The sequence below is a fragment of the Rathayibacter sp. AY1H3 genome, from assembly GCF_002932015.1.
In genome coordinates, this window is sequence record NZ_PSUU01000004.1 from 23,288 (window position 1) to 43,052 (window position 19,765).

Genomic DNA, 19,765 nt, shown 5'->3' on the forward strand with positions numbered 1-19,765 from the left:
GTCATTGACCGGGGCCGATTCACACATGTGATTCGTCTCACGACGACTGTCGGAGACTCGGCCCACTTGACTAACAAACCCATCCGCACGAGAACGCACGGTGTCAAGAGCCGACCGAGCGAGTCTACACGCGGCCCCGGAGCCTGGCTAGGGCGGGGAGACGTGCGGCCAGGAGCCGCTCAGGTCGGGGGCCGCGAAAGCCAGGAGCCGCGAAGCCCGGGAGCCGCGAAGCCCGGGAGCCGCGCATCTCCGCAACCGGTCCCCCGCGGAGTCGCCCCGCATACAGCCCCCCGACCCCGAGCCGCAGCACGATCGACGCGCGAGCCCGTGCGCAGCTACCGCCCGTCCGCTACTGCGACGCCCGCCGAGCCCGGTACGCGGCCACGTTCGCGCGATTGCCGCAGTTGCCCGTGTCGCAGTAGCGCTTCGAGCGGTTGCGGGAGAAGTCCACGAGCACCGCCTCGCAGTCCTCCGCCGCGCAGACGCGGATCCGCTCGCGCTCGTCGCCGCGGATCACGTCGACGAACGCCATGGCGGCCTCGACCAGGATGCGCGTGGCGAGCGGGCTCTCGTCGCGCGTCGCGTGGAGGTGCCAGCCGTAGGGTCCGTGCCGGACCAGCTGCGGGAGCGCGCGGCCGGAGTCGAGCATCCCGTTGACGACGGGGACGAGGTCCTCCTCGGCCCGCGTGAGCCAGAGGGTGCGGAGGGAGGAGCGGATCGCCCGCACGGCCTCCAGCTCCTCGGCCGATCCGTCGCGGCTGCCCGTGTACCGGTTCTCGAGGAGGAAGTCGTCCAGCTGCTCGATCGTCGCCATCTCGTCCTCGCCGGACGGCGACAGCTCGGGGAGCGTGTTGACGAGGGTGGCGGTGGAGGTCAGTGACGCCTCGACGTCATAGGCGAACACCATGTTGACTCCTGACAGTGCGGCTCAGTAGTGTGCGATCAGCTCGCTGTCACGAGTGTAATCCTTTTGACTCCTGAAGGAGCCGGCCATGACCGCCGAGAGCACCGCCGCCGTCACCCTCCCCGCCGCGAGCGCGCCCGCGCCTGCACGGCGCCTCGGCTCGGGCCTCGTCGCGGCGCTGGCCGCGTCGGCGGCGTTCGGTCTGGGCGGGCCGTTCGTGAAGCCGCTCCTCGAGGCGGGCTGGACGCCGGCGTCCGCGGTCCTCTGGCGGGCGGGCGGCGCGGCCCTGATCCTCGCGATCCCGGCGGTCCTGTCCCTCCGCGGCCGCTGGCCCGTGCTCCGCCGCAACCTCGGCACGATCGCCCTCTACGGAGTCTTCGCCGTGATCGCCGCGCAGCTCTGCTTCTACAGCGCGATCGAGCACATGTCGGTCGGCGTCGCCCTGCTGATCGAGTACCTCGCGCCGGTGTTCCTCGTCCTCCTCGCCTGGGCGCGCACCCGCCGGCACCCCGGCCGCTTCACCCTCGCCGGCTCCGCGCTCGCGCTCGGCGGCCTGGTGCTCGTGCTCGACCTGTCCGGCGAGTCGACCCCCGAGCTGGTCGGCATCGCCTGGGCGCTGACCGCCTCGCTCGGCCTGTGCGTCTACTACGTCATCGCCGGTCGGGTGGATCCGGAGCTGCCGCCGATCGCGCTCACGGCGGGGGCGATGACCGTCGGCGCCGCGATCCTGCTGGCACTCGGGGCGCTCGGCGTCACACCGCTGCGCGCGACCTTCGGAGAGGTGGTGTTCGTCGGAGCGGAGGTCAGCTGGCTCCTCCCCGCGGGCGTGATCCTCGGCATGTCGACCGTGCTGGCGTATCTGCTCGGGATCGAGGGCGGACGCCGCCTCGGCACGCGGATCGCCTCCTTCGTCGGGCTGACGGAGGTGCTGTTCTCGATCGCGGCCGCATGGCTGATCCTCGGCGAGCTGCCCGCGCCGATCCAGTTCGGCGGCGGCGCGCTGATCCTCGCGGGGGTCGTCCTGGTCCGGTTGCAGCGCGAGCCCGGCACCCCCTGATCGCGGGGGTGCCGCATCCGGGGCGCCGGGCACCCCGTACGCTGATCGCACTCATGCGCGAGCCCACCCGATCCCCGCGACGCGTCGCCGCGGTCCTGGCCGCCCTCGCACTGCTCCTCTCGGGCTGCGCGAGCACCACTCCCGTCTCGGAGCCGGTGGCGCAGGCGCTCGGAGCGGCACCCGCACCCGACTGGTCCGGCGTGAGCGTGACGGCCGACGTCGTCTACGACGCGAGCACCGGGCAGAGCGTCGACGTCTGCTCCTCCCCTGCCCCGTCGGCGGAGCCGCGGCCCGCCGTCCTCGTCGTGCACGGCGGCAGCTGGGCCCGTGGAGGCAAGGCCGACGCGAACTGGCGCCCGATCTGCCATTGGCTCGGATCGGAGGGGTTCGTCGCCGTCTCGGTCGACTACCGCCTCGCGCCCGCCGCCGTGTTCCCCGCGCAGCTCGACGATGTGACGGCCGCCCTCGACTGGCTGCTCGAGCCGGAGCAGACCGCGCGCTTCGGCATCGATCCGGAGCAGGTGGCGGCCTTCGGCGGCTCGGCCGGCGGCAACCTCGCCTCTCTGCTCGGCACGCTGCCGGCGACCTCGTCGCGCCTGGCCGCCGTGGTCGACCTGAGCGGCCCCTCCGATCTCAGCGCCGCCGGCCTCGCCGACGACGACCCGGTGGTCGGAGTCGCGGCCGCCGTGCGCAGCTACCTCGACTGCGCGGACCTCGCCTCCTGCCCGGTCGCCACCGCCGCCTCGCCCCTCGCGCAGGTGGACGGCTCCGAGCCGCCGTTCCTCATCGCGCACGCGGCGCACGAACGGGTCGCGCTCAGCCAGTCGACCCGCTTCGCCGAGGCGCTGCGCGGAGCGGGCTCGAGGGTCGACCTCCTCGTCCTCCCCGGCTCGCTGCACTCGATCGCGCTGCTCGACGACGCTCTGCGCGCTCGGGTCGTCGAGTTCCTCCGCGCCCACCTGGGCTCGTGAGCGGAGTCGTCGTCCGCCTCGAGGACGCAGCCGGAGCGGAGGGCCTCCTCGCCGCGGTCCCGCCCCCGCACGCCCGCGTCCTGATCGCCCGGATCGACGGGGCGGCGGCGGGCGCCCTGGTGCTCGCTCCCGGCCCGGACGACTTCGCCGAGGTGCTGGAGCTCGTGGTCGCCTCCGTCCACCGGCGCACGGGAGTCGCCCGACGGCTCGTCGCGGCGGCGGAGTCGTGGGCGCGGGTGCAGCGGATCCGCACGCTGCGCCTGGCCGCCGCGCCGGAGCTCGCCGCAGCGGCCGAGGCGCTCGGCTTCACGGCGATCGACGGCTTCGGAGCCCACGTCGGCGACGACGCGGTGCTCTGCTTCGCGCGTCCGGTCTGAGCAGCGCCCGCTCCGAGGCGAGCCGGGTCCGAGGAGCCCGGACCGAGGGGCCGGGTCCGAGGAGCCCGGCCCGAGGGCCCGTCCGGTCGGAGGCCGACACGGCAGGACGCCCGCTCCGATCCGAGTGCCGCTCCCGGGAGGCGGCCCCGCCCTCGTCCGGCGCGCACCCCCGCCGTCAGTCGATCGAGCAGCCCGGCTCGTCCGACAGCGCCCGCTGGATCCGGGCGCGGTGCTCGTCCGACATCGGCGGCAGCGCGTCGGGCGCGAACCAGCCGACCTCGGTCGACTCGTCGTCCGCGACGTGGGCCTCCCCCGAGATCCAGCGGCAGCGCACCACGTGGTCGAGGTACTGCGAGCGGTCCCCGTTGGGGTACTGCATCGACGGGAGGGTGTGCACCTGCACGAGGCGCTCGACCTCGATCTCGACGCCCGCCTCCTCCTGCGCCTCGCGGCGGGCGGTCCCGGCGACGGTCTCGCCCGGGTCGATGATCCCGGTGACGGCCGTCCAGGCGCCGGTGTCGGCGCGCCGGACGAGCAGGACCTCGAGCGCCGGCTCCTCCCGGAGGATCACCGCGGTCACGCCGGTGAGCCAGAGCAGCTCGGTCCCGATCCGCTCGCGCAGCCGCAGCACGAAGTCGGGAGTCGCCATCAGTGCTCTTCGGGTCGGAAGTCGAACGCGACGATGCCGGCCGTGTCGACGAACGGCCCGACGAACTCCTTGAACGCGTCGTGCGCCGGATCCCAGTGCGCGGGGTCCTCGACGGCCGGCCGGCCCAGGTAGTAATGCAGGTCGCCCTCGGAGGAGAAGGTCAGCAGGAACGCGCGGTCGAAGCCCTCGCCCGCGCCCTCGATGCTCAGCTGCGGCCCCGTCTCGATCGACTCGATGTAGGGCCGTCCGTCGCGGACGCACTCGTCGGCCAGGGCGAGGAAGCGGCGGGTGACCTCGTCCGCCTCGGCGACCAGCGCTGTCGGGCGGAAGCGGATCAGCACGAGGTGCCGGAGCGTGCCCGGGCGGAAGTCGCGGGCGACGAAGCGCTCCGGACCGATCTCGTCGAGGACCGCGGTGGCGCGCTCCGGGCCGCTGCGCCAGCGCGAGCCGACCGTCTCGGCCGCATCCCTGATGTCCGTCATGCCGACGCCTTCCCGGCGCGGGCGGCACGCCGCCGCTCACGATACCCCTCGACCAGGTTGTAGACGACGGGCAGGACCACGAGGGTCAGCACCGTCGAGGACACCAGGCCGCCGATCACGACGATCGCCAGCGGCTGCGAGATGAAGCCGCCGTGGCCCGTGATCCCCAGCGCCATCGGCAGGAGGGCGAAGATCGTCGCGAGGGCGGTCATCAGGATGGGCCGGAGCCGCCGCTCGGTGCCGTGCAGCAGCGCCTCCCGCACCGGCATCCCGCGGTCGCGGTACTGGTTCACCAGGTCCACGAGCACGATCGCGTTCGTGACGACGATGCCGATCAGCATCAGCACGCCGATCAGGGACGGCACGCCCAGCGGCACGCCGGTGATCACCTGCAGGAGGATCGCGCCGGTCGCCGCGAACGGCACCGACACGAGCAGGAGCAGCGGCTGCAGGAGCGAGCGGAACGTAGCCACCATCACGACGTAGACGATCAGGATCGCGACCAGCAGCGCGATGCCCAGCTGCGAGAACGCGTCGGCCTGGTCGGCGGTCACTCCGCCGAGGGAGGCGTCGACACCGGCCGGAAGCGCCGTCGCGTCGATCGCGTTCTGCACGGCGACGTTGGCCGAGGCGAGGTCGTCGCCCTCCGGGGTGACGGTGATGGTCGCGGTGCGCTGCCCGCGCTCGGTGGTGATGCTCGCCGGACCGTCCGTCTGCTCGACCGCCGCGAGGGTGGAGAGCGCGACGGTGCCGGTGAGGGTCGGCACCTCGAGGTTCCGCAGCTCGTCCACGGTGGCCGGCGGCTGCCCGTCGGCCAGGTAGATCGAGAGGGTGCGGTCGTCGATCACGACGCTGCCGACCTGGCTGGGCTGGAGCGCCTGGCTGACGATCGTGCCCACGGCGACCTCGCTGAGACCCGCCCGGGCCGCGGCGTCGCGGTCGACCCGCACCGCGATGTAGGGCAGCGAGGAGGAGAGGTTGCTCTCGGCCTGGCTGATCCCGTCGGTCCCGCGCAGGGCCTCGAGGAGCTGGTCGCTCGCGCTCTGGAGGTCGCTCTGCGAGGCGGTCGAGAGGTCGACCTCGATGTCCGAGGAGGCGCCGAAGCCGGAGGAGGCGGCGACGCTGATGTCCTCGGCCGAGGCGACGCCCGACAGCGCGTCGCGGACGTCCGCCTGCACGGCCTCCTGGTCGGCCGACTCATCGGTGGTGACGGAGTAGCGGATCGAGGTGCCGCCGCCTCCTCCCCCGCCGAACGCGCTCTGCAGACCGCCGGAGGAGCCGACGGTGAGCTGGACGGTCTCGACGCCGTCGACGCCGAGGATCGCCGTGCTCGCCTGCTGCGCCGTCGCGTCCTGCGCGTCGAGGCTCTGGCCGACGGGGACCGTCTGTGTGACGGTGAAGGTGTCCTGCCCGCTGGAGCCGAGGAAGTTCGTCTTCATCAGCGGGTACAGCGCACCGGTCCCGACGAGCACGAGCAGCGCGAGGAGGACGGTGACGACCGAGTGCTTCAGCGTCCAGTGGATGATCGGGCCGTACACCGACTGCAGCCCGCGCGCCCGCCGGGGAGCGGCGTGGGCGCCGTGGTGCGGGGCCTCCTCGACCGGCGCGGCGGTGTCGGCCGGGACCCCCGAGGCGGGTGCCCCTCCGGCCGCCGCGCGCTCCTCCGCGAGCGCCGCCTGCGCGGCCTGGCGCACCGCCGGTCGCTTCGAGGGGCGGAGGAACCAGTAGGCGAGCACCGGCACGATCGTCAGCGCCACCACGAGTGAGGCGAGCAGGGCGATCGACACGGTCAGCGCGAAGGGCCGGAACAGCTCGCCCGTGGTGCCGCCGACGAACGAGATCGGCAGGAACACCGCGACCGTGGTGATCGTGGAGGCGGTGATCGCGCCGGCGACCTCGCGGACGGCGACCGCGATGGTCCGGGCCCGGTCCTCACCCGCGTCGAGGTGCCGCTTGATGTTCTCGATCACGACGATGGAGTCGTCGACCACACGGCCGATCGCGATGGTGAGCGCGCCGAGGGTCAGGATGTTGAGGGTGTAGCCGGCCGTCTGCAGGCCGATGAACGTGATCAGCACCGAGGTCGGGATCGAGATGGCCGTGACCAGGGTCGAGCGCACCGAGAGCAGGAACAGCAGGATCACCAGCACGGCGAAGACGAGGCCGAGCGCCCCCTCCTGCGCGAGCGACGCGATCGACTCCTGGATGTAGGGCGCCTGGTCGAAGACCGGGGTGAAGGCGGCGTTGTCGCCGATCGACTCCTCGAGGTCCGGGAGCAGCGCGGCCACGCCGGTCGACACGTCGACGGTGTTCGCGGCCGGGAGCTTGGTGATCGAGAGGGTCAGGGCGGGCTGGCCGTTGACGCGCGAGATCGAGGTGACGGGGGCGTCGGTGACGGCGACCGTCGCGACGGAGCCGAGGGTGGTGACCGTCGGCTCTGCGGTCACGGCCGCGCCTCCCGCCGCTGCTCCGGCGTCGGAGCCGCCGGCGGAAGCCCCGGCACCCGCGGAGGCACCCGCACCCGCTGACGCACCGGCGCCGCCCGCACCCGCGGAGGCACCTGCGGACGGCAGCAGCGGCAGCGCCGCGATCGCGTCGGTCGAGTCGAGCTTGACGCCCGACTGCACCGAGAAGGTCGACCCGTCCTGGGTGATCTGTCCGCCCGCGACGAGCACGCCGTTCTGCTGCAGGGCCGAGCGGATGTCGCCGGTCGAGAGGCCGGCCGCGGCGAGCGCCGCGTCGTCCGGGGTGATCGTGACGCGCTGGGCGGTCTCGCCGACGAGCGCCGCCTCGCGCACGCCCTCGACCTTCTCCAGGTCCGGGATGACCGTGGTGCGCAGGCGCTCGGCCAGCGCGTCCGCGTCGCCGTCGCTCGACACGGCGAGCTGCAGCACCGGCAGGTCGTCGAGGGAGCCGGTGACCACCTGCGGGTCGACGCCGTCCGGGAGCGTGCTCTTGATCCGGTTGATCGCCTGCAGGATCTTCTGCTCGGCGGTGGCGAGATCGGTGCCGTAGGTGAAGGACGCCGAGATGAGGGAGGAGTCCGTGGAGGACGTCGCGCTGGTCGTCTCGAGCCCCGGCACCCCCTGGATGGCGGTCTCGATCGGCGTCGAGACGTCGTCGTTGACCACCTCCGGAGCGGCGCCCGGGTAGGACGTGACGACGGCGAGCTGCGGGAAGGAGATCGACGGCGCGAGCTCCTGCTTGAGCCCGGTCAGGGCGACTCCGCCGAAGACGGCGATGACGACGGTGACGAGCGCGATGAGCGCCCGGTTCTTCATGCTGAGGACCGCGAGGAGATGCACCCTCCGAGTCTTCCATCAGCCGACTGAGTGTTGGGAGGGACGCGGCGTTCCGGGGCGCGCGACGGGGCGACCCGCGCCACCGGCCGGCCCGGACGCCCTCAGCCCAGGCGGACCTCCGCCGTCGACGACCCGACAGGGAGGCTCACTGCAGCGCCCGCCCCCGCGCTCGAGAGCGCGAAGTCCCCGGCGAAGGCCCGGACACCGACGCGCCCCTCGGCGTCCGTCCGGAGCACCGTCGGCTCGAGCCACCAGTCCCCGCGGATCCGCGAGCGCAGCGCCTCGTAGGCCGGCTTCGGGCTCCCGTCGCGGCGGAGGAACCCGCCCGGCGCTCCGAGCCAGGCTCCGGCGTCGTCGAAGCCCCAGTAGGTGATCGCCTCGACCGCCGGATGCGCGACCAGCGTCTCGTAGTGCCGCACCATCTCGTCCGCCTGCCGTGCCTCCCCCTCCGGAGTGGTCGGCCAGTCCTCGACCACGTGGTCGTTGAGGTCCTCGATCTCGGCGGGCATCAGCTCGCCCGAGACGAGGGTGGTCTCGGTCCAGTGCAGCGGCAGGCCGAAGCGCGCGAACCTGTCGCAGATCGCCGCGATCTGCTCCTCCCCGCGGAACCCCTGGTGCATGTGCGACTGCAGGCCGATCGCATTGGGCCGGATCCCGGCCTCGAGCACGTCCTCGATCAGCCGCTCGTACTCGGGCCCGAGGTCGAAGTCGTTCAGCACGAGCACCGGTCCGGTGCCGAGGCTGCGCGCCTCCGAGAAGGCCAGCTCGACCATGCCGACGCGTCCCTTCTCGCGGGCGAGGCGGGTGACGGCGTTCGTCACGCCGTCCGGCTCGTTCGCGAAGCGCGGCATGATGACGACCTCGTTGATCGCGTCCCAGGTGTCGATCAGCTCGGCGAAGGCGCCCACCTCCCGGCGGATGCGCGCGCGGAGGAGCTGCTCGGCCTCGTCCAGCGGCAGCGCGTCGAGCCACTCCGGCTTCACGTAGTGCCAGACCAGCGGGTGCCCCTTCAGCCGGACGCCGTCCGCGGCGAGCGCGCGCGCCTCGGCGAGCACCTCCTCCGTCGCGGTGCGGCCGCGCTCCGGCTCGAAGCGGCCCCAGTAGACGGGGAGCGTCGCCGTGTCGAACAGGTCGAGCCAGAGCCGGCGCTCCTCGGCGCGCGCGGGGTCGGTGCTCGGAGGGGTGCAGCCGAAGGCGAAGGCGTGGCGTCGCTGCTCGACCGTCACGTCGGCGTGGGCGAGCGGAGCGCCGTCGGCACCGAGGACGGTGACGAGGGCGTCGGCGAGACGGGGGCTGAAGTCGGTCATGCGGGGCCTCTCAGGCGGGGTGGCGCTCGTCGAGCGCCGTGTACTCGGATCGGGTGAGCGGGAGGACCGCTCCGTGCTTGGTGTCCTCGGGCAGGTCGAACTCCTCCGCGAGCTCCCAGCGGCCCGAGGCCGGGTCGGTGCTCGTGTAGGCGCGGTAGCCGTAGGGGCGGAGGGCGTACTGGTCGACCCAGAGCGACCAGCGCTCCTCGCGGTGGTGCCGGAAGACCAGCGGGCCCTCGATGCTCGGGCCGAGCTCCTGCCCGATCCCCCGCGCGACGGTGGCGAAGTCGTCCGCGAGGAGGGAGGAGCCGACCTGCTGGAACACCTGCATCGTGTCGGGGGCGTCGTCGTGCTGCTTGGCGAAGCGGTGGACGGCCGTGCCCTCGATCAGCAGCGTCATGTCGATCACTCCGCCGGGAAGCCGCAGGTAGGTCTCGGGCTCGGTGAACGTGCGGAAGTCGCGCGTGCGGGAGAGCAGGATGCGGCTGTCGCCCGTCTCGCCGGTGGCGGGGTCGCCGTCCTCGGCCAGGCCGGAGGACCAGTGCACGAGGAAGTCGCCCGAGACCGGGTCGTAGACCGACTCCGGCGCCCAGGCCATGCCCGCGCCCTCGGGAGCGACGGCGACCGCGCGCGGCTCGGACCACTCGAGGAGGTCCGGGGAGTCCCAGACCACGAGGTCGCGGCTCCCCCGGTGCCGGTAGAGGTCCCAGTCCGGGCCCTCGGGCCGCCAGACGCGGAGGTCGGTGGCGACGAGGTGGAAGCCCCGCGGTCCGCGGACGATGTGGGGGTCGCGGACGCCGCCCGTGCCGCCGGTCCACTCCAGCACCGGCCCGAGCGCTCGCCAGCGCAGCGGATCGTCGCCCCGGCTGAGCGAGAGGAAGATCTTCTCGCTGTGGCCGGTCCGGTCCTCCACGAAGTGGACCAGCAGGTAGCCGTACCCGTCGCTCATGAGAGAACGATCTCACACGCCCGGCGGGCACTCCACCTCAGACCACGTCGGCGAGGTACCCCGGGTCGGCCGCCGGGTGCCGGGCGACCTGCGCCCACGCCGTCGCGAGCGCCTCCACGGCCCGGTCGGTCGCCTCGGGCGAGTAGCCGATCGGGATGCGGAGGAAGCGCTCGAAGGCGCCGTCGATCCCGAAGCGCGGGCCCGCGGTGATCAGCAGTCCCGCCGTCCGGGCGGCGAGCGCCAGCTGCGAGCTCGCCGGCCGGCCCAGGCCCACCCAGGTGGAGAGGCCGCCCGAGACCCGCGGCACGCTCCACTCCGGGATCGCGCGCGCCAGGGCCGCCTCGAGGTGGTCGCGGCCCGCGCGCAGCTGCGAGCGCCGCAGCTCCAGCACGCCGTCCATCCGGCCGAGCATGTCCGCGACCAGGAGCTGCTCCAGGATCGGCGTGCCGAGGTCGCTCGCCGAGCGCGCCAGCGCCAGCTTGCGGATCACCGCCCGCTCGGCGCGGATCCAGCCGATCCGGATGCCGCCCCACAGCGTCTTGCCGACGGAGCCGATCGAGAGCACCGTCCCCTCGGGCCCGTAGGCGGCGAACGGCAGCGGCGTCATCCGCCGGTCGATGTCGAGCTCGGCCGTCGTCTCGTCGGCGATGATCAGCGTGCCCTGCCGGGCCGCGGCGGCGATCGCCCGCTCCCGCAGCTCGGGGGCCATGGAGCGGCCCGTCGGGTTGTGGAAGTCGGGCATCAGGTAGGCCAGGCTCGGGCTCGTGCCGCGCAGCGCGGCGATCAGGCCCTCTCCGTCCCAGCCGTCCGCCCCGTCGACGTTCACCGGCACGAGCCGCGCGCCGGCCAGCCGGAGGGCCTCGTAGGCGTGCGGGTAGGTCGGGGCCTCGATCAGCGCCCGGTCACCCCGCGCGAGCAGCGTGCGGGCGACGAGCGCGATCGCGTGCTGCGCGCCGATGGTCACCATGATCTGGCCGGGCTCGGTGCGCAGACCCCGCGCGGTGTAGCGCTCGGCGATCGCGCGGCGCAGCACCGGCAGGCCGACCGTGTCGTAGGAGCCGGAGTCGAAGTGCTCGGGGGCCGCCTGCGCCGCGCGAGTGTACGCCTCGGCCAGCTCGGGTACGGCGGGCAGGGCCGCCTTGGTGAAGTCGAGGAAGTCCGGCGCGAGCGAGGGCACCGCGTGCACGGCCGCTCCCGGCAGGCGGGTGACGCTGCCGGAGCCGCGCACGCTGACGAGGTAGCCGCTGTCGCGCAGCTCGCGGTACGCGGCGGCCACGGTCGTGCGGCTGACGCCGAGGCGGGCCGAGAGCTCGCGCTCGGCGGGCAGGCGGCTGCCCGCGGGGATGCGGCCATCGATCCCGAGGAGGCGGATCCGGTCGGCCAGCGCGAGGTAGGCGGGCCGGGTGCCGCGCTGCTCGCGCCAGTCGCCGAGGAGGGTCTGCAGGGCGCGCGCGCCGAAGTGGACATCAGCCATGCGTCCAAGGTAGCCGGATTGGACCGCGCGAAGAAGGCCAATATCGCGCTGTGATGAGTCCATGACGCTCACCGCTCCCGTCGCCGCCGCCGCTCCCCCGGCTGGCCAGTGGCGCCTCCGACCCGTGCCGCGCCTGCTGGTGGGCCTGATCCTCTACGGATTCGCCGACGCGATGATGATCCGCGCGGCGATCGGCGTGGACCCGTGGACCGTCTTCGCCCAGGGGGTCGCGCACCAGACCGGGCTCGGGATCGGACTGCTCACGAACGTGATCGGCCTGCTCGTCCTGCTGCTGTGGATCCCCCTCCGACAGCGGCCCGGTCTCGGCACCGTGCTGAACGTGCTCGTGGTCGGCACGATGATCGATGTCGGGCTGCGCGTGCTGGCGACGCCGGACGAGTGGTGGGCCCGCGGCCTGCTCTTCGCCGGCGGTCTCGTTCTGCTGGCGGTCGCGAGCGGGATCTACATCGGCGCCCGCCTCGGTCCGGGGCCCCGCGACGGACTGATGCTGGGCCTGCACACCCGCACGGGCCTGCCGATCTGGGTGGCGCGCTCGGGCGTCGAGCTCACGGTGCTGCTCATCGGCTGGGCCCTCGGCGGCGACGCCGGCCTCGGCACCCTCCTCTTCGCGGTGCTGATCGGGCCGCTCTGCTCGGTGACCCTGCCTCTGCTCGGGGTGCGGAGGCACTGACCCGCGCACGACGAAGGCCCCGCCTCCCGGACCGGGTCCGGGAGGCGGGGCCGTCGCGATCGGATCGGCTAGCGCTTGGCCGCGATCTCCGCACGCATCCGCGACGCCTCGTCGGAGTCCTGGATCGAGGCGATCCCCTCGGTGATCGAGGTGCCCGACGCGGGGGCCTCGTGCTCGTCCGCTCCGAGCGTGGTCTCGTCGAAGGGCGAGCGCCCGCCGAGGACCTCGCGGACCTGCACCATGTCGATCTGCTTGGTCCAGGTGCCCACGAGAAGGGTGGCGACCGCGTTGCCGGTGAAGTTGGTGACCGCGCGGGCCTCGGACATGAAGCGGTCGATGCCGACGATCACGCCGACGCCGTTGACCAGGTCGGGACGGAAGGACTGGAGGCCGCCGGCCAGCGTGGCCAGGCCCGCTCCGGTGACGCCCGCGGCGCCCTTCGAGGCGATCATCATGAAGAGGAGGAGGCCGATCTGCTCCGGGATCGACATCGGCGCTCCGGTGGCCGAGGCGATGAACAGCGACGCCATCGTGAGGTAGATCGCCGTGCCGTCGAGGTTGAAGGAGTAGCCGGTGGGCACGGTGATGCCGACGACGGGCTTGGAGACGCCGAGGTGCTCCATCTTCGCGATCAGGCGGGGCAGCGCCGCCTCCGAGGAGGAGGTGCCGACGATCAGCAGGTACTCGCGGGCCAGGTACTTCATCAGCGAGAAGATGCTGACGCCGGTCACCAGGCGCAGCAGCAGGCCGAGGACGACGACCACGAAGATCGCGCAGGTGATGTAGAAGCCGATCATCAGGGTGGCGAGAGCGACGACCGCTCCCCAGCCGGTCTTGCCGACGACCGCGGCGATGGCGCCGAACGCGCCGATCGGGGCGACCCAGAGCACCATCGAGAGGATGCGGAAGACCAGGACCTGGAGCTGCTTGATCGCTCCGAGGATCGGCTGGCCCTTGGCGCCCATCTTCTGCAGCGCGAAGCCGACGAGCAGCGCGACGAAGAGGGTCTGCAGGATGCTGCCGTCCACGAGCGAGGAGAACAGCGAGACGGGGATGATCCCGAGGACGAAGTCGCTGGTGCTCTCGGCCTTGAGGTCGCTGGTGTCGTAGGTGGCGCTCGAGATGTCGAGGCCCTCGCCCGGGTGCAGGATGTTGCCGACGACGAGGCCGATCGCCAGGGCGAAGGTCGACATCACGATGAAGTAGCCCAGCGCGAGTCCGCCGACCTTGCCGACCGTGGCGGCCTTCGCGATGGAGCCGATGCCGATGACGATGGTGCAGAAGATGATCGGCGCGATCATCATCTTGATCAGTCCGACGAAGGCCTTGCCGACGGGCTCGAGCGTCGCCGCGAAGGCGGGAGCGACGAGTCCGACCACGACGCCGGCGACCACGGCGATGATGACGGCGATGTAGAGCCAGTGGTTCCGGTCGATGCGCCGCCGGGTCTTCGGAGGGGTGACCGCGGGGATCAGCCGGTCGGACGGCGTCTGAGGCGTCTTCGCCATGGGGGTGTCCTTCTCTTCGTCGAGGTGAGGGGGTAGGACGATGGTGGCCCCGCCTCCGGAGCCCGGCACGGTTGCGTTCATACTGTTCACGGCGGGGCGCCCCGAGCGCTCGCTCACGAGGGAGTGGCATGGTCAGGACGCCGAGCGCACGCGGACCGCGCGGCAGCATCGCCGCGCGCCTGTTCGCCGTGCAGCTGCTGAGCATCCTGCTGATAGCCGCGGCGGCCGTCGCGGTGCTGGCCCTCGACGCGCGGAGCCGGGCGGGCGACGAGGCCGCCCAGCGGAGCCTCGTCGTGGCGCGGACGGTGGCCGACAATCCGTTCGTCCTCGAGTCGACGGCCGGTGCGGATCCCTCCGCGAGCCTGCAGCCGTACGCCGAGGAGGTCATGCGGGACACCGGCGTCGACTTCCTCACGATCATGGCCCCCGACCGCACCCGGTACACCCACCGCGACCGCGACCGGATCGGCCTGCCGTTCCAGGGCACGATCGAGCCCGCGCTGGAGGGGCGGACCTTCACCGAGACGTACACCGGCACGCTCGGGCCCTCCGTCCGCGCCGTCGCGCCGATCGAGGACGCCGACGGCGCGGTCGTCGCGCTCGTGTCGGCGGGCGTCACGCTCTCGGCCGTGGACGCCTCCTTCGCCGCCCGCGTGCAGGTCGTCGCGTGGGGCGCGCTCGGGGCGGTCGCGCTCGGCGCGCTCGGCTCGTGGCTCCTCGCCCGCTACCTGCGGCGGGTCACGGGCGGGCGGGGCCCGGAGCAGATGAGCCAGGTCTTCGCCTACTACGAGTCCGTCCTGCACTCGGTGCGGGAGGGGCTGCTGCTGGTCGACGACCGCGGCCGGCTGGTGCTCGCCAACGACCACGCGCTGGAGCTGCTCGGGCTCGAGGGCGTGCGGACGCCGGTGCCGGTCGCCGAGCTCGACCTCCCCGTCGCCCTGCGCGAGCTGCTGCAGGACGACGAGCCCGTCTCGGACCGCCTGGTCGTGGCCCGCGAGCGGATCCTCGTGGTGAACGAGCGGCCCGCCGCCTCCCCCGGAGCCCGCCCCCTCGGCACGGTCGTCACGCTCCGGGACCGCACCGAGCTGCAGCGGGTGAGCGGCGAGCTGGAGTCGCTGCGCACCCTCTCGGACGCGCTGCGCTCGCAGACCCACGAGTTCTCGAACCGCCTGCACACCATCGCGTCGCTGATCGAGCTCGGCCGCCCCGACGAGGCGCTCGCGTTCGCCGCCGGCGAGCTGAACCTCAGCCAGCGCCTGGCCGACCGGGTCCTCGGCTCCGTGCAGGAGCCGGTGATCGCCGCCCTGCTGCTGGGCAAGGCCGCACAGGCCCGCGAGCGCGGCGTCGAGCTGCACTTCGAGACGCACCTCGAGCCCGGCACGCAGGGGCTGGAGCCCGGGGACCTCGTGACGGTGCTGGGCAATCTGATCGACAACGCCCTCGACGCAGCCGCCTCCTCCGCTCCGGACCGCGAGCCGTGGGTGGAGGTCTACCTCGGCCTCGCGGAGGGCGAGCTGGTGGTGCAGGTGTCGGACAGCGGCCCCGGAGTCGCGAGCGCCGCCGACGTCTTCGCGCGCGGCTACTCGACGAAGGAGTCGGACGGCTTCGGCCGCGGCATCGGCCTGGCGCTGGTGCAGCAGGTGGTGGAGCGGCTCGGCGGCTCGATCGAGGTCTCGCGCCACGTCGGCGCGGTGTTCACGGTGCAGCTGCCGCTGCCCGCGCGGGTGGCGTCGTGATCCGGGTGCTCGTCGTCGAGGACGAGCCTCTGACCGCGAGCGCCCACGCCGACTACGTCCGGCGGGTCGACGGCTTCGAGGTGGCCGCGGTCGCCGGCAGCGGCGCGGAGGCGATCCGGGCGCTGCGCGCGGACCCGGGCATCGCGCTGATCCTGCTCGACATGAACCTGCCGGACATGGGCGGCCTCGACCTCTGCCGGGCCGTCCGGGCGGCGGGCCTGGACGTCGACGTCATCGCGATCACCGCTGTCCGCGACGCCGCGAACGTGCGCGCCTCCGTCGCCGCCGGCATCGTGCAGTACCTGATCAAGCCGTTCGTCTTCAGCGCGTTCGCCGCCAAGCTCGCCAGCTACCGGTCGTACCGCGAGCGGATGCACGGCGCCGACGTCGCCAGCCAGCACGAGGTGGACGGGGCGTTCGCGGCGCTCCGCACCTCCAACGCCCCGGGTCTGGCCAAGGGGCTCTCGGCGCAGACCCTCGAGGCCGTCACCGCGCTGCTGGGCCCCGTCGGCCTCTCGGCGGCCGAGCTCGCCACCCGCCTCGACATCTCGCGGGTGACCGCTCGCCGCTATCTCGAGCACCTCGCCGACTCCGGAGTCGCGGACCGCGCGCCCCGCTACGGCTCCCCCGGCCGCCCGGAGCTGGAGTACCGCCGCCGCTGAGCGCGCGTCAGGCGGCCCGCAGTGCGGCGGCGATCTCCTCCTCGATCAGGTCGTGGTTGATCGCCGCGCCCACGCGCAGCCCGTCGGCGGACGAGGCGACGACCTGCGCCATCGGCTCGACCAGCGAGCCCGCGGCGAAGACTCCGGCGACGCCGGCCCGGCCCATCGGATCGACGGCGAGGTGCCGCGCGACTCCCGACGGGTGGTCGGCGAGCTCGAGGCCGAGCCCCTCGGGGAGCCGCCCCTCGACCCGCGGGCCGACGACGAGCGCGTCGAGCTCGTGCCGCCGACCGTCGATCACCACGCCGACCAGGCGGTCGTCCTCGACGAGGACCCTCTCGACGCGGCCGGGCACCAGAGCGATCCCGCGGGCGGCCAGCGCCGCCGCCTCGTCGCCGGCGGGCGCGGGTGCGCCGTGGAGCAGGATCGACGTCCGGTCGCTGAGCTGCCGGAACATCTGCGCCTGGTGCCCGGCGAACGAGCTGCCGAGCACGCCGATCCGCCGGCCGCGCACCTCGAAGCCGTGGCAGTAGGGGCAGTCCAGGACGTCCCGTCCCCAGCGGGCGCCGAGCCCGGGGATCTCCGGCAGCAGGTCGCGGACGCCGGTCGCGAGCAGGAGTCGGCGCGCGCGGAGGACCGTGCCGTCGGCGAGGGTCGCGGTCACGCCCTCGTGTCCCGCGGAGGCGCGGACCGCCTCGCCCTCGACCACCCGGGCTCCGTAGCCCTCGGCCTCGGCGCGCGCCAGGCGCACCAGCTCCGTGGGCGGGACGCCGTCGCGGGTCAGCACGTTGTGGGCACCGGGCGAGGGTGCGTTGCGTGGAGGTCCGCCGTCGACGACGAGGACGTCGCGGAGACTGCGGCCGAGGGCGGTGGCAGCGGCGAGGCCGGCGAAGGAGGCGCCGAGGATCAGGACGTCGGCGGGGGCGGGGACGGACGGGCCGGTGGGGGCGTCGGTGGAGGTCATGGGTCGATGCTCCGCCGCCCCGGGGCGGGCCGCGAGGATCCGTGCCGTTCCGGCATGCGGCGCGACCGCCCGTGCCAGGATGGCGTCGTGCCCGAGACCCCGCCCGCCCACTCCGACGACGAGATCGTCGCCGCCGTCGGACCGCGGCTCCGTCGCCTGCGCACCCGCCGCGACCGCACGCTCGCGTCCCTCGCCGCCGAGACCGGCATCTCGGCGAGCACCCTCTCGCGCCTCGAGAGCGGCGGCCGCCGCGCGACGCTGGAGCTGCTCCTCCCGATCGGCCGCGCCCTCGGGGCGCCGCTCGACGAGCTCGTCGGCGCGGCGCCGGAGGATCCCCGCGTGCACGGGCGGCCGGTGCGCCGGAACGGCATGCTCATCCAGCCGCTCAGCCGCGACGCGGGCGCGCTCCAGGCGTTCAAGCACACGCTCCCGGCCGGGCCGGTGACGGAGCCGGCGGAGCAGCGCGCGCACGAGGGCTTCGAATGGCTCTACGTGCTGAGCGGGCGGCTCCGCCTGCGGCTCGGCGAGCACGATCTGGTGCTGCCGGCCGGCGAGGCCGCCGAGTTCGACACCCGGGTGCCGCACTGGTTCGGCCGCGCCGACGAGCAGCAGGTCGAGTTCCTCAGCCTCTTCGGCCGCCAGGGCGAGCGGATGCACGTGCGCGCGTCCACGCGCCGCTGAGCGCGGTCACGCCTCGCCGAGCACCTCGCGCGCGAAGCCCTCGGTGCGCGCCCGCAGAGTGGCGATCCGCTGCGCTCGCGCCGCCTCGAGGTCGAAGCCGATGTAGGCCACCGACGGGCGCCGCCGCACGTTCACCGAGCACTCGAAGCGGGAGCAGACGAGCGTGCCGAGCGAGTCCCCCGCCCGCCCGGCCGCTCCGGCCTTCCGCGCCCCGAAGAAGACGACGTCGTTCGGGAGCTGCACGTCGCGGCACCACGAGCACTGCGCCCGCGAGCGCGGCAGGGCGTCGGCCTGGGTGAGCAGGACCCCGACGAGGCGCTCCTCCAGCGGCACGACGACGTAGGCGCGGCGGCCCATCCTCCGGTCGCGCCAGCCGAGATGGTCGATGACCGACCAGTCCAGCGCGTCGAAGTCCTTCGGCAGCGCGAGGTCGGCGACCTCCTTGCGGGAGGCGTTGACGAAGGACTCGCGGATCTCGGTCTCGGTCAGTGGCTGCATAGCGCTTCCGAGCCTAGGCCGGGATCAGCCCAGGTGGGCGACGGCCTCCTTCGGAGCATGGGCGAGGAACTCCTCCTTCTTCACCCGGATCATCGCGACGGCGACGACGGAGGCGACGACCAGCCCGATCGCGGCCGCGACGAAGACCGCGGAGTAGCCGTCGACGAAGGCGACCGGCGACTGCTGCTCACCCGCGACTCCCGCGTAGAGGGTCGTGAAGATCGACAGCCCGATCGAGCCGCCGATCTGCATGGCGGCGTTCGCGGTCGCTCCGGCGGCACCGGCGTCGTGGGCCGCGACTCCGGTCAGCGCGAGGTTCTGCAGCGGCACGAAGACCATCGCCATGCCGATGCCCAGGAGGATCAGCGCGGGCAGCACCTCGAGGAGGTAGCCGCCGTCGGGGGTGATGCGGCTCAGGTAGAGGAGCCCGGCCGCCGCGATCAGCGGGCCGACGATCATCAGCACGCGCGGGCCGATGCGCGGCAGCAGCTTGGCGGCGACTCCGGCGACGATCATGATCGTCACCGTCATCGGCAGATTGGCCAGGCCCGCCTCGAGCGGCGGCAGGCCCAGGACCAGCTGCAGGTGCAGGGTCAGGTAGAGGGTGGAGCCGATCATCACGCTGCCTACGATCGCCTGGACCAGGAAGGCTCCGCCGCGGACGCGGTCGGCGACGATGCGCAGCGGCAGCGACGGGTGGTCGGAGCGGGCCTGGATCCGCACGAAGAGGGCCAGCAGCAGCACGCCGACGAGGAGGAAGCCGAGGGTGTCGACGCGGAGCCAGCCCTGCTCGGCGAGGGTGAAGCCGTAGACGACGCTCGCGAGCCCGAGCGCGACGGTGATCGTCCCGGCGACGTCGAAGCGGTTGCGCCCCTCCGCGCGGCTCTCGGTGACGAGCAGCTGGCCGGCGATCGCGCCGACCACGACGACGGGGACGTTGACGAGGAGGCACCAGCGCCAGTCGGCGAACTCGGTGAGCAGCCCGCCCAGCACGAGGCCGACGGCGGCGCCCGCTCCGGCGACCGCTCCGAAGACGGCGAAGGCCGTGCCCCGCTCGCGGCCGGAGGGGAAGGAGACGGTGAGGAGGGCCAGAGCGGCCGGGGCGAGCAGCGCGGCGAAGGCGCCCTGCAGCCCGCGGGCGGCGATCAGCTCCGTGCCGGAGGTGGCGAGGCCGCCCCAGGCGGAGGCGGCGCCGAAGCCGATCATCCCGATCAGGTAGGTGCGCTTGCGGCCGGTGTAGTCGGCGATGCGGCCGCCCAGGAGCAGGAGCGCGCCGAACGCGAGGGCGTAGGCGGTGACGACCCACTGGCGCTCGACGTCGGTGAGGCCGAGGTCGGCCTGTGCGGCGGGGAGGGCGATCGTGACGATGGTGCCGTCGAGCACGACGACGAGCTGCGTGAGCGCGAGGATCACGAGCACCCACCAGCGGCGGGCGGAGGAGGGAGCGGACGGGGAGGGCATGGCGGCCTTTCACACGGAGCGGAGCGGGACCGGCGGGTCCGGATCCGAGCCGCGTCATCGGGGCCGAACCACCCCAACCAGTTGGTTGGGCG

At 73.6% G+C, this 19,765-nt stretch carries 18 protein-coding genes; 7 read left to right on the forward strand and 11 right to left on the reverse strand.

Annotated features, from left to right (window positions below):
• Positions 1–349: 349 nt before the first annotated feature.
• The gene (locus C5C33_RS03020; protein WP_104226176.1) at positions 350–907 is read right to left on the reverse strand and encodes a CGNR zinc finger domain-containing protein; all 558 of its coding nucleotides are present in this window, start codon (positions 905–907) and stop codon (positions 350–352) included.
• Positions 908–992: 85 nt separating this feature from the next.
• Between C5C33_RS03020 and C5C33_RS03025 the strand changes: the two genes are divergently transcribed.
• From C5C33_RS03025 to C5C33_RS03035, 3 genes are read left to right on the forward strand one after another with little or no spacing between them, the layout of a single operon-like run.
• Complete coding sequence (locus C5C33_RS03025; protein WP_104257663.1) at positions 993–1,961, forward strand: DMT family transporter; 969 nt, start codon at positions 993–995, stop codon at positions 1,959–1,961.
• A gap of 53 nt (positions 1,962–2,014) precedes the next feature.
• Complete coding sequence (locus C5C33_RS03030; RefSeq protein ID WP_181136180.1) at positions 2,015–2,932, forward strand: alpha/beta hydrolase; 918 nt, start codon at positions 2,015–2,017, stop codon at positions 2,930–2,932.
• The gene (locus C5C33_RS03035; protein WP_104260390.1) at positions 2,929–3,309 is read left to right on the forward strand and encodes a GNAT family N-acetyltransferase; all 381 of its coding nucleotides are present in this window, start codon (positions 2,929–2,931) and stop codon (positions 3,307–3,309) included. The genes C5C33_RS03030 and C5C33_RS03035 overlap by 4 nt, the downstream gene beginning before the upstream one ends.
• 175 nt (positions 3,310–3,484) lie before the next feature.
• Here C5C33_RS03035 and C5C33_RS03040 read toward each other — a convergent pair whose 3' ends face one another.
• The 6 genes from C5C33_RS03040 to C5C33_RS03065 form a co-directional block, all read right to left on the reverse strand.
• Positions 3,485–3,958: an NUDIX domain-containing protein gene (locus tag C5C33_RS03040; protein WP_104260391.1), complete on the reverse strand. Its 474-nt coding sequence runs from the start codon at positions 3,956–3,958 to the stop codon at positions 3,485–3,487.
• Positions 3,958–4,440, reverse strand: a complete 483-nt coding sequence (locus C5C33_RS03045; RefSeq protein ID WP_104249875.1) for a Dabb family protein — start codon at positions 4,438–4,440, stop codon at positions 3,958–3,960. Before C5C33_RS03045 ends, C5C33_RS03040 begins: the two co-directional genes overlap by 1 nt.
• The gene (locus C5C33_RS03050; protein ID WP_104260392.1) at positions 4,437–7,745 is read right to left on the reverse strand and encodes an efflux RND transporter permease subunit; all 3,309 of its coding nucleotides are present in this window, start codon (positions 7,743–7,745) and stop codon (positions 4,437–4,439) included. The genes C5C33_RS03045 and C5C33_RS03050 overlap by 4 nt, the downstream gene beginning before the upstream one ends.
• Before the next feature lie 98 nt (positions 7,746–7,843).
• The gene (locus C5C33_RS03055) at positions 7,844–9,049 is read right to left on the reverse strand and encodes an endo-1,4-beta-xylanase (protein ID WP_104260393.1); all 1,206 of its coding nucleotides are present in this window, start codon (positions 9,047–9,049) and stop codon (positions 7,844–7,846) included.
• Positions 9,050–9,059: 10 nt separating this feature from the next.
• Positions 9,060–9,998 (reverse strand): glycoside hydrolase family 43 protein, encoded by a 939-nt coding sequence (locus tag C5C33_RS03060; protein WP_104260394.1) that lies wholly within the window; start codon positions 9,996–9,998, stop codon positions 9,060–9,062.
• 37 nt (positions 9,999–10,035) lie between these two features.
• Positions 10,036–11,472, reverse strand: coding sequence for a PLP-dependent aminotransferase family protein (locus C5C33_RS03065; protein ID WP_104257666.1), 1,437 nt, complete (start codon positions 11,470–11,472; stop codon positions 10,036–10,038).
• Between the two features lie 61 nt (positions 11,473–11,533).
• Between C5C33_RS03065 and C5C33_RS03070 the strand changes: the two genes are divergently transcribed.
• The gene (locus C5C33_RS03070; RefSeq protein WP_374953817.1) at positions 11,534–12,163 is read left to right on the forward strand and encodes a YitT family protein; all 630 of its coding nucleotides are present in this window, start codon (positions 11,534–11,536) and stop codon (positions 12,161–12,163) included.
• Between the two features lie 68 nt (positions 12,164–12,231).
• Here C5C33_RS03070 and C5C33_RS03075 read toward each other — a convergent pair whose 3' ends face one another.
• On the reverse strand, positions 12,232–13,671 hold the full coding sequence (locus C5C33_RS03075; RefSeq protein WP_104223811.1) for a cation:dicarboxylate symporter family transporter: 1,440 nt from the start codon (positions 13,669–13,671) through the stop codon (positions 12,232–12,234).
• 128 nt (positions 13,672–13,799) lie between these two features.
• On the opposite strand from C5C33_RS03075, the gene C5C33_RS03080 reads away from it, so the two are divergent.
• Positions 13,800–15,407, forward strand: coding sequence for a sensor histidine kinase (locus tag C5C33_RS03080; protein ID WP_104260395.1), 1,608 nt, complete (start codon positions 13,800–13,802; stop codon positions 15,405–15,407).
• Positions 15,404–16,069 (forward strand): response regulator, encoded by a 666-nt coding sequence (locus tag C5C33_RS03085; protein ID WP_104223809.1) that lies wholly within the window; start codon positions 15,404–15,406, stop codon positions 16,067–16,069. The genes C5C33_RS03080 and C5C33_RS03085 overlap by 4 nt, the downstream gene beginning before the upstream one ends.
• Positions 16,070–16,076: 7 nt before the next feature.
• On the opposite strand, the gene C5C33_RS03090 is transcribed toward C5C33_RS03085, so the two are convergent.
• Positions 16,077–17,033 carry an NAD(P)/FAD-dependent oxidoreductase gene (locus C5C33_RS03090; RefSeq protein WP_104260396.1) on the reverse strand — a complete coding sequence of 319 codons (957 nt, stop codon included), beginning with the start codon at positions 17,031–17,033 and terminating at the stop codon, positions 16,077–16,079.
• A gap of 87 nt (positions 17,034–17,120) precedes the next feature.
• On the opposite strand from C5C33_RS03090, the gene C5C33_RS03095 reads away from it, so the two are divergent.
• Positions 17,121–17,714, forward strand: coding sequence for a helix-turn-helix domain-containing protein (locus tag C5C33_RS03095; RefSeq protein ID WP_258069167.1), 594 nt, complete (start codon positions 17,121–17,123; stop codon positions 17,712–17,714).
• Positions 17,715–17,720: 6 nt separating this feature from the next.
• Here C5C33_RS03095 and C5C33_RS03100 read toward each other — a convergent pair whose 3' ends face one another.
• Both C5C33_RS03100 and C5C33_RS03105 read right to left on the reverse strand, forming a co-directional pair.
• Positions 17,721–18,212 (reverse strand): FBP domain-containing protein, encoded by a 492-nt coding sequence (locus C5C33_RS03100; RefSeq protein WP_104222848.1) that lies wholly within the window; start codon positions 18,210–18,212, stop codon positions 17,721–17,723.
• A gap of 24 nt (positions 18,213–18,236) precedes the next feature.
• Complete coding sequence (locus C5C33_RS03105) at positions 18,237–19,673, reverse strand: MFS transporter (RefSeq protein ID WP_104260398.1); 1,437 nt, start codon at positions 19,671–19,673, stop codon at positions 18,237–18,239.
• Positions 19,674–19,765: the final 92 nt, after the last annotated feature.

Excerpts from the sequence above, each read along its gene's own strand:
- C5C33_RS03075 (WP_104223811.1), bottom strand. The coding sequence starts at position 13,671 with ATGGCGAAGACGCCTCAGACGCCGTCCGACCGGCTGATCCCCGCGGTC.
- C5C33_RS03060 (WP_104260394.1), bottom strand. The coding sequence starts at position 9,998 with ATGAGCGACGGGTACGGCTACCTGCTGGTCCACTTCGTGGAGGACCGG.
- C5C33_RS03090 (WP_104260396.1), bottom strand. The coding sequence starts at position 17,033 with ATGACCTCCACCGACGCCCCCACCGGCCCGTCCGTCCCCGCCCCCGCC.
- C5C33_RS03105 (WP_104260398.1), bottom strand. The coding sequence starts at position 19,673 with ATGCCCTCCCCGTCCGCTCCCTCCTCCGCCCGCCGCTGGTGGGTGCTC.
- C5C33_RS03045 (WP_104249875.1), bottom strand. The coding sequence starts at position 4,440 with ATGACGGACATCAGGGATGCGGCCGAGACGGTCGGCTCGCGCTGGCGC.
- C5C33_RS03020 (WP_104226176.1), bottom strand. The coding sequence starts at position 907 with ATGGTGTTCGCCTATGACGTCGAGGCGTCACTGACCTCCACCGCCACC.
- C5C33_RS03065 (WP_104257666.1), bottom strand. The coding sequence starts at position 11,472 with ATGGCTGATGTCCACTTCGGCGCGCGCGCCCTGCAGACCCTCCTCGGC.
- C5C33_RS03100 (WP_104222848.1), bottom strand. The coding sequence starts at position 18,212 with ATGCAGCCACTGACCGAGACCGAGATCCGCGAGTCCTTCGTCAACGCC.
- C5C33_RS03030 (WP_181136180.1), top strand. The coding sequence starts at position 2,015 with ATGCGCGAGCCCACCCGATCCCCGCGACGCGTCGCCGCGGTCCTGGCC.
- C5C33_RS03040 (WP_104260391.1), bottom strand. The coding sequence starts at position 3,958 with ATGGCGACTCCCGACTTCGTGCTGCGGCTGCGCGAGCGGATCGGGACC.
- C5C33_RS03080 (WP_104260395.1), top strand. The coding sequence starts at position 13,800 with ATGGTCAGGACGCCGAGCGCACGCGGACCGCGCGGCAGCATCGCCGCG.
- C5C33_RS03055 (WP_104260393.1), bottom strand. The coding sequence starts at position 9,049 with ATGACCGACTTCAGCCCCCGTCTCGCCGACGCCCTCGTCACCGTCCTC.
- C5C33_RS03025 (WP_104257663.1), top strand. The coding sequence starts at position 993 with ATGACCGCCGAGAGCACCGCCGCCGTCACCCTCCCCGCCGCGAGCGCG.
- C5C33_RS03070 (WP_374953817.1), top strand. The coding sequence starts at position 11,534 with ATGACGCTCACCGCTCCCGTCGCCGCCGCCGCTCCCCCGGCTGGCCAG.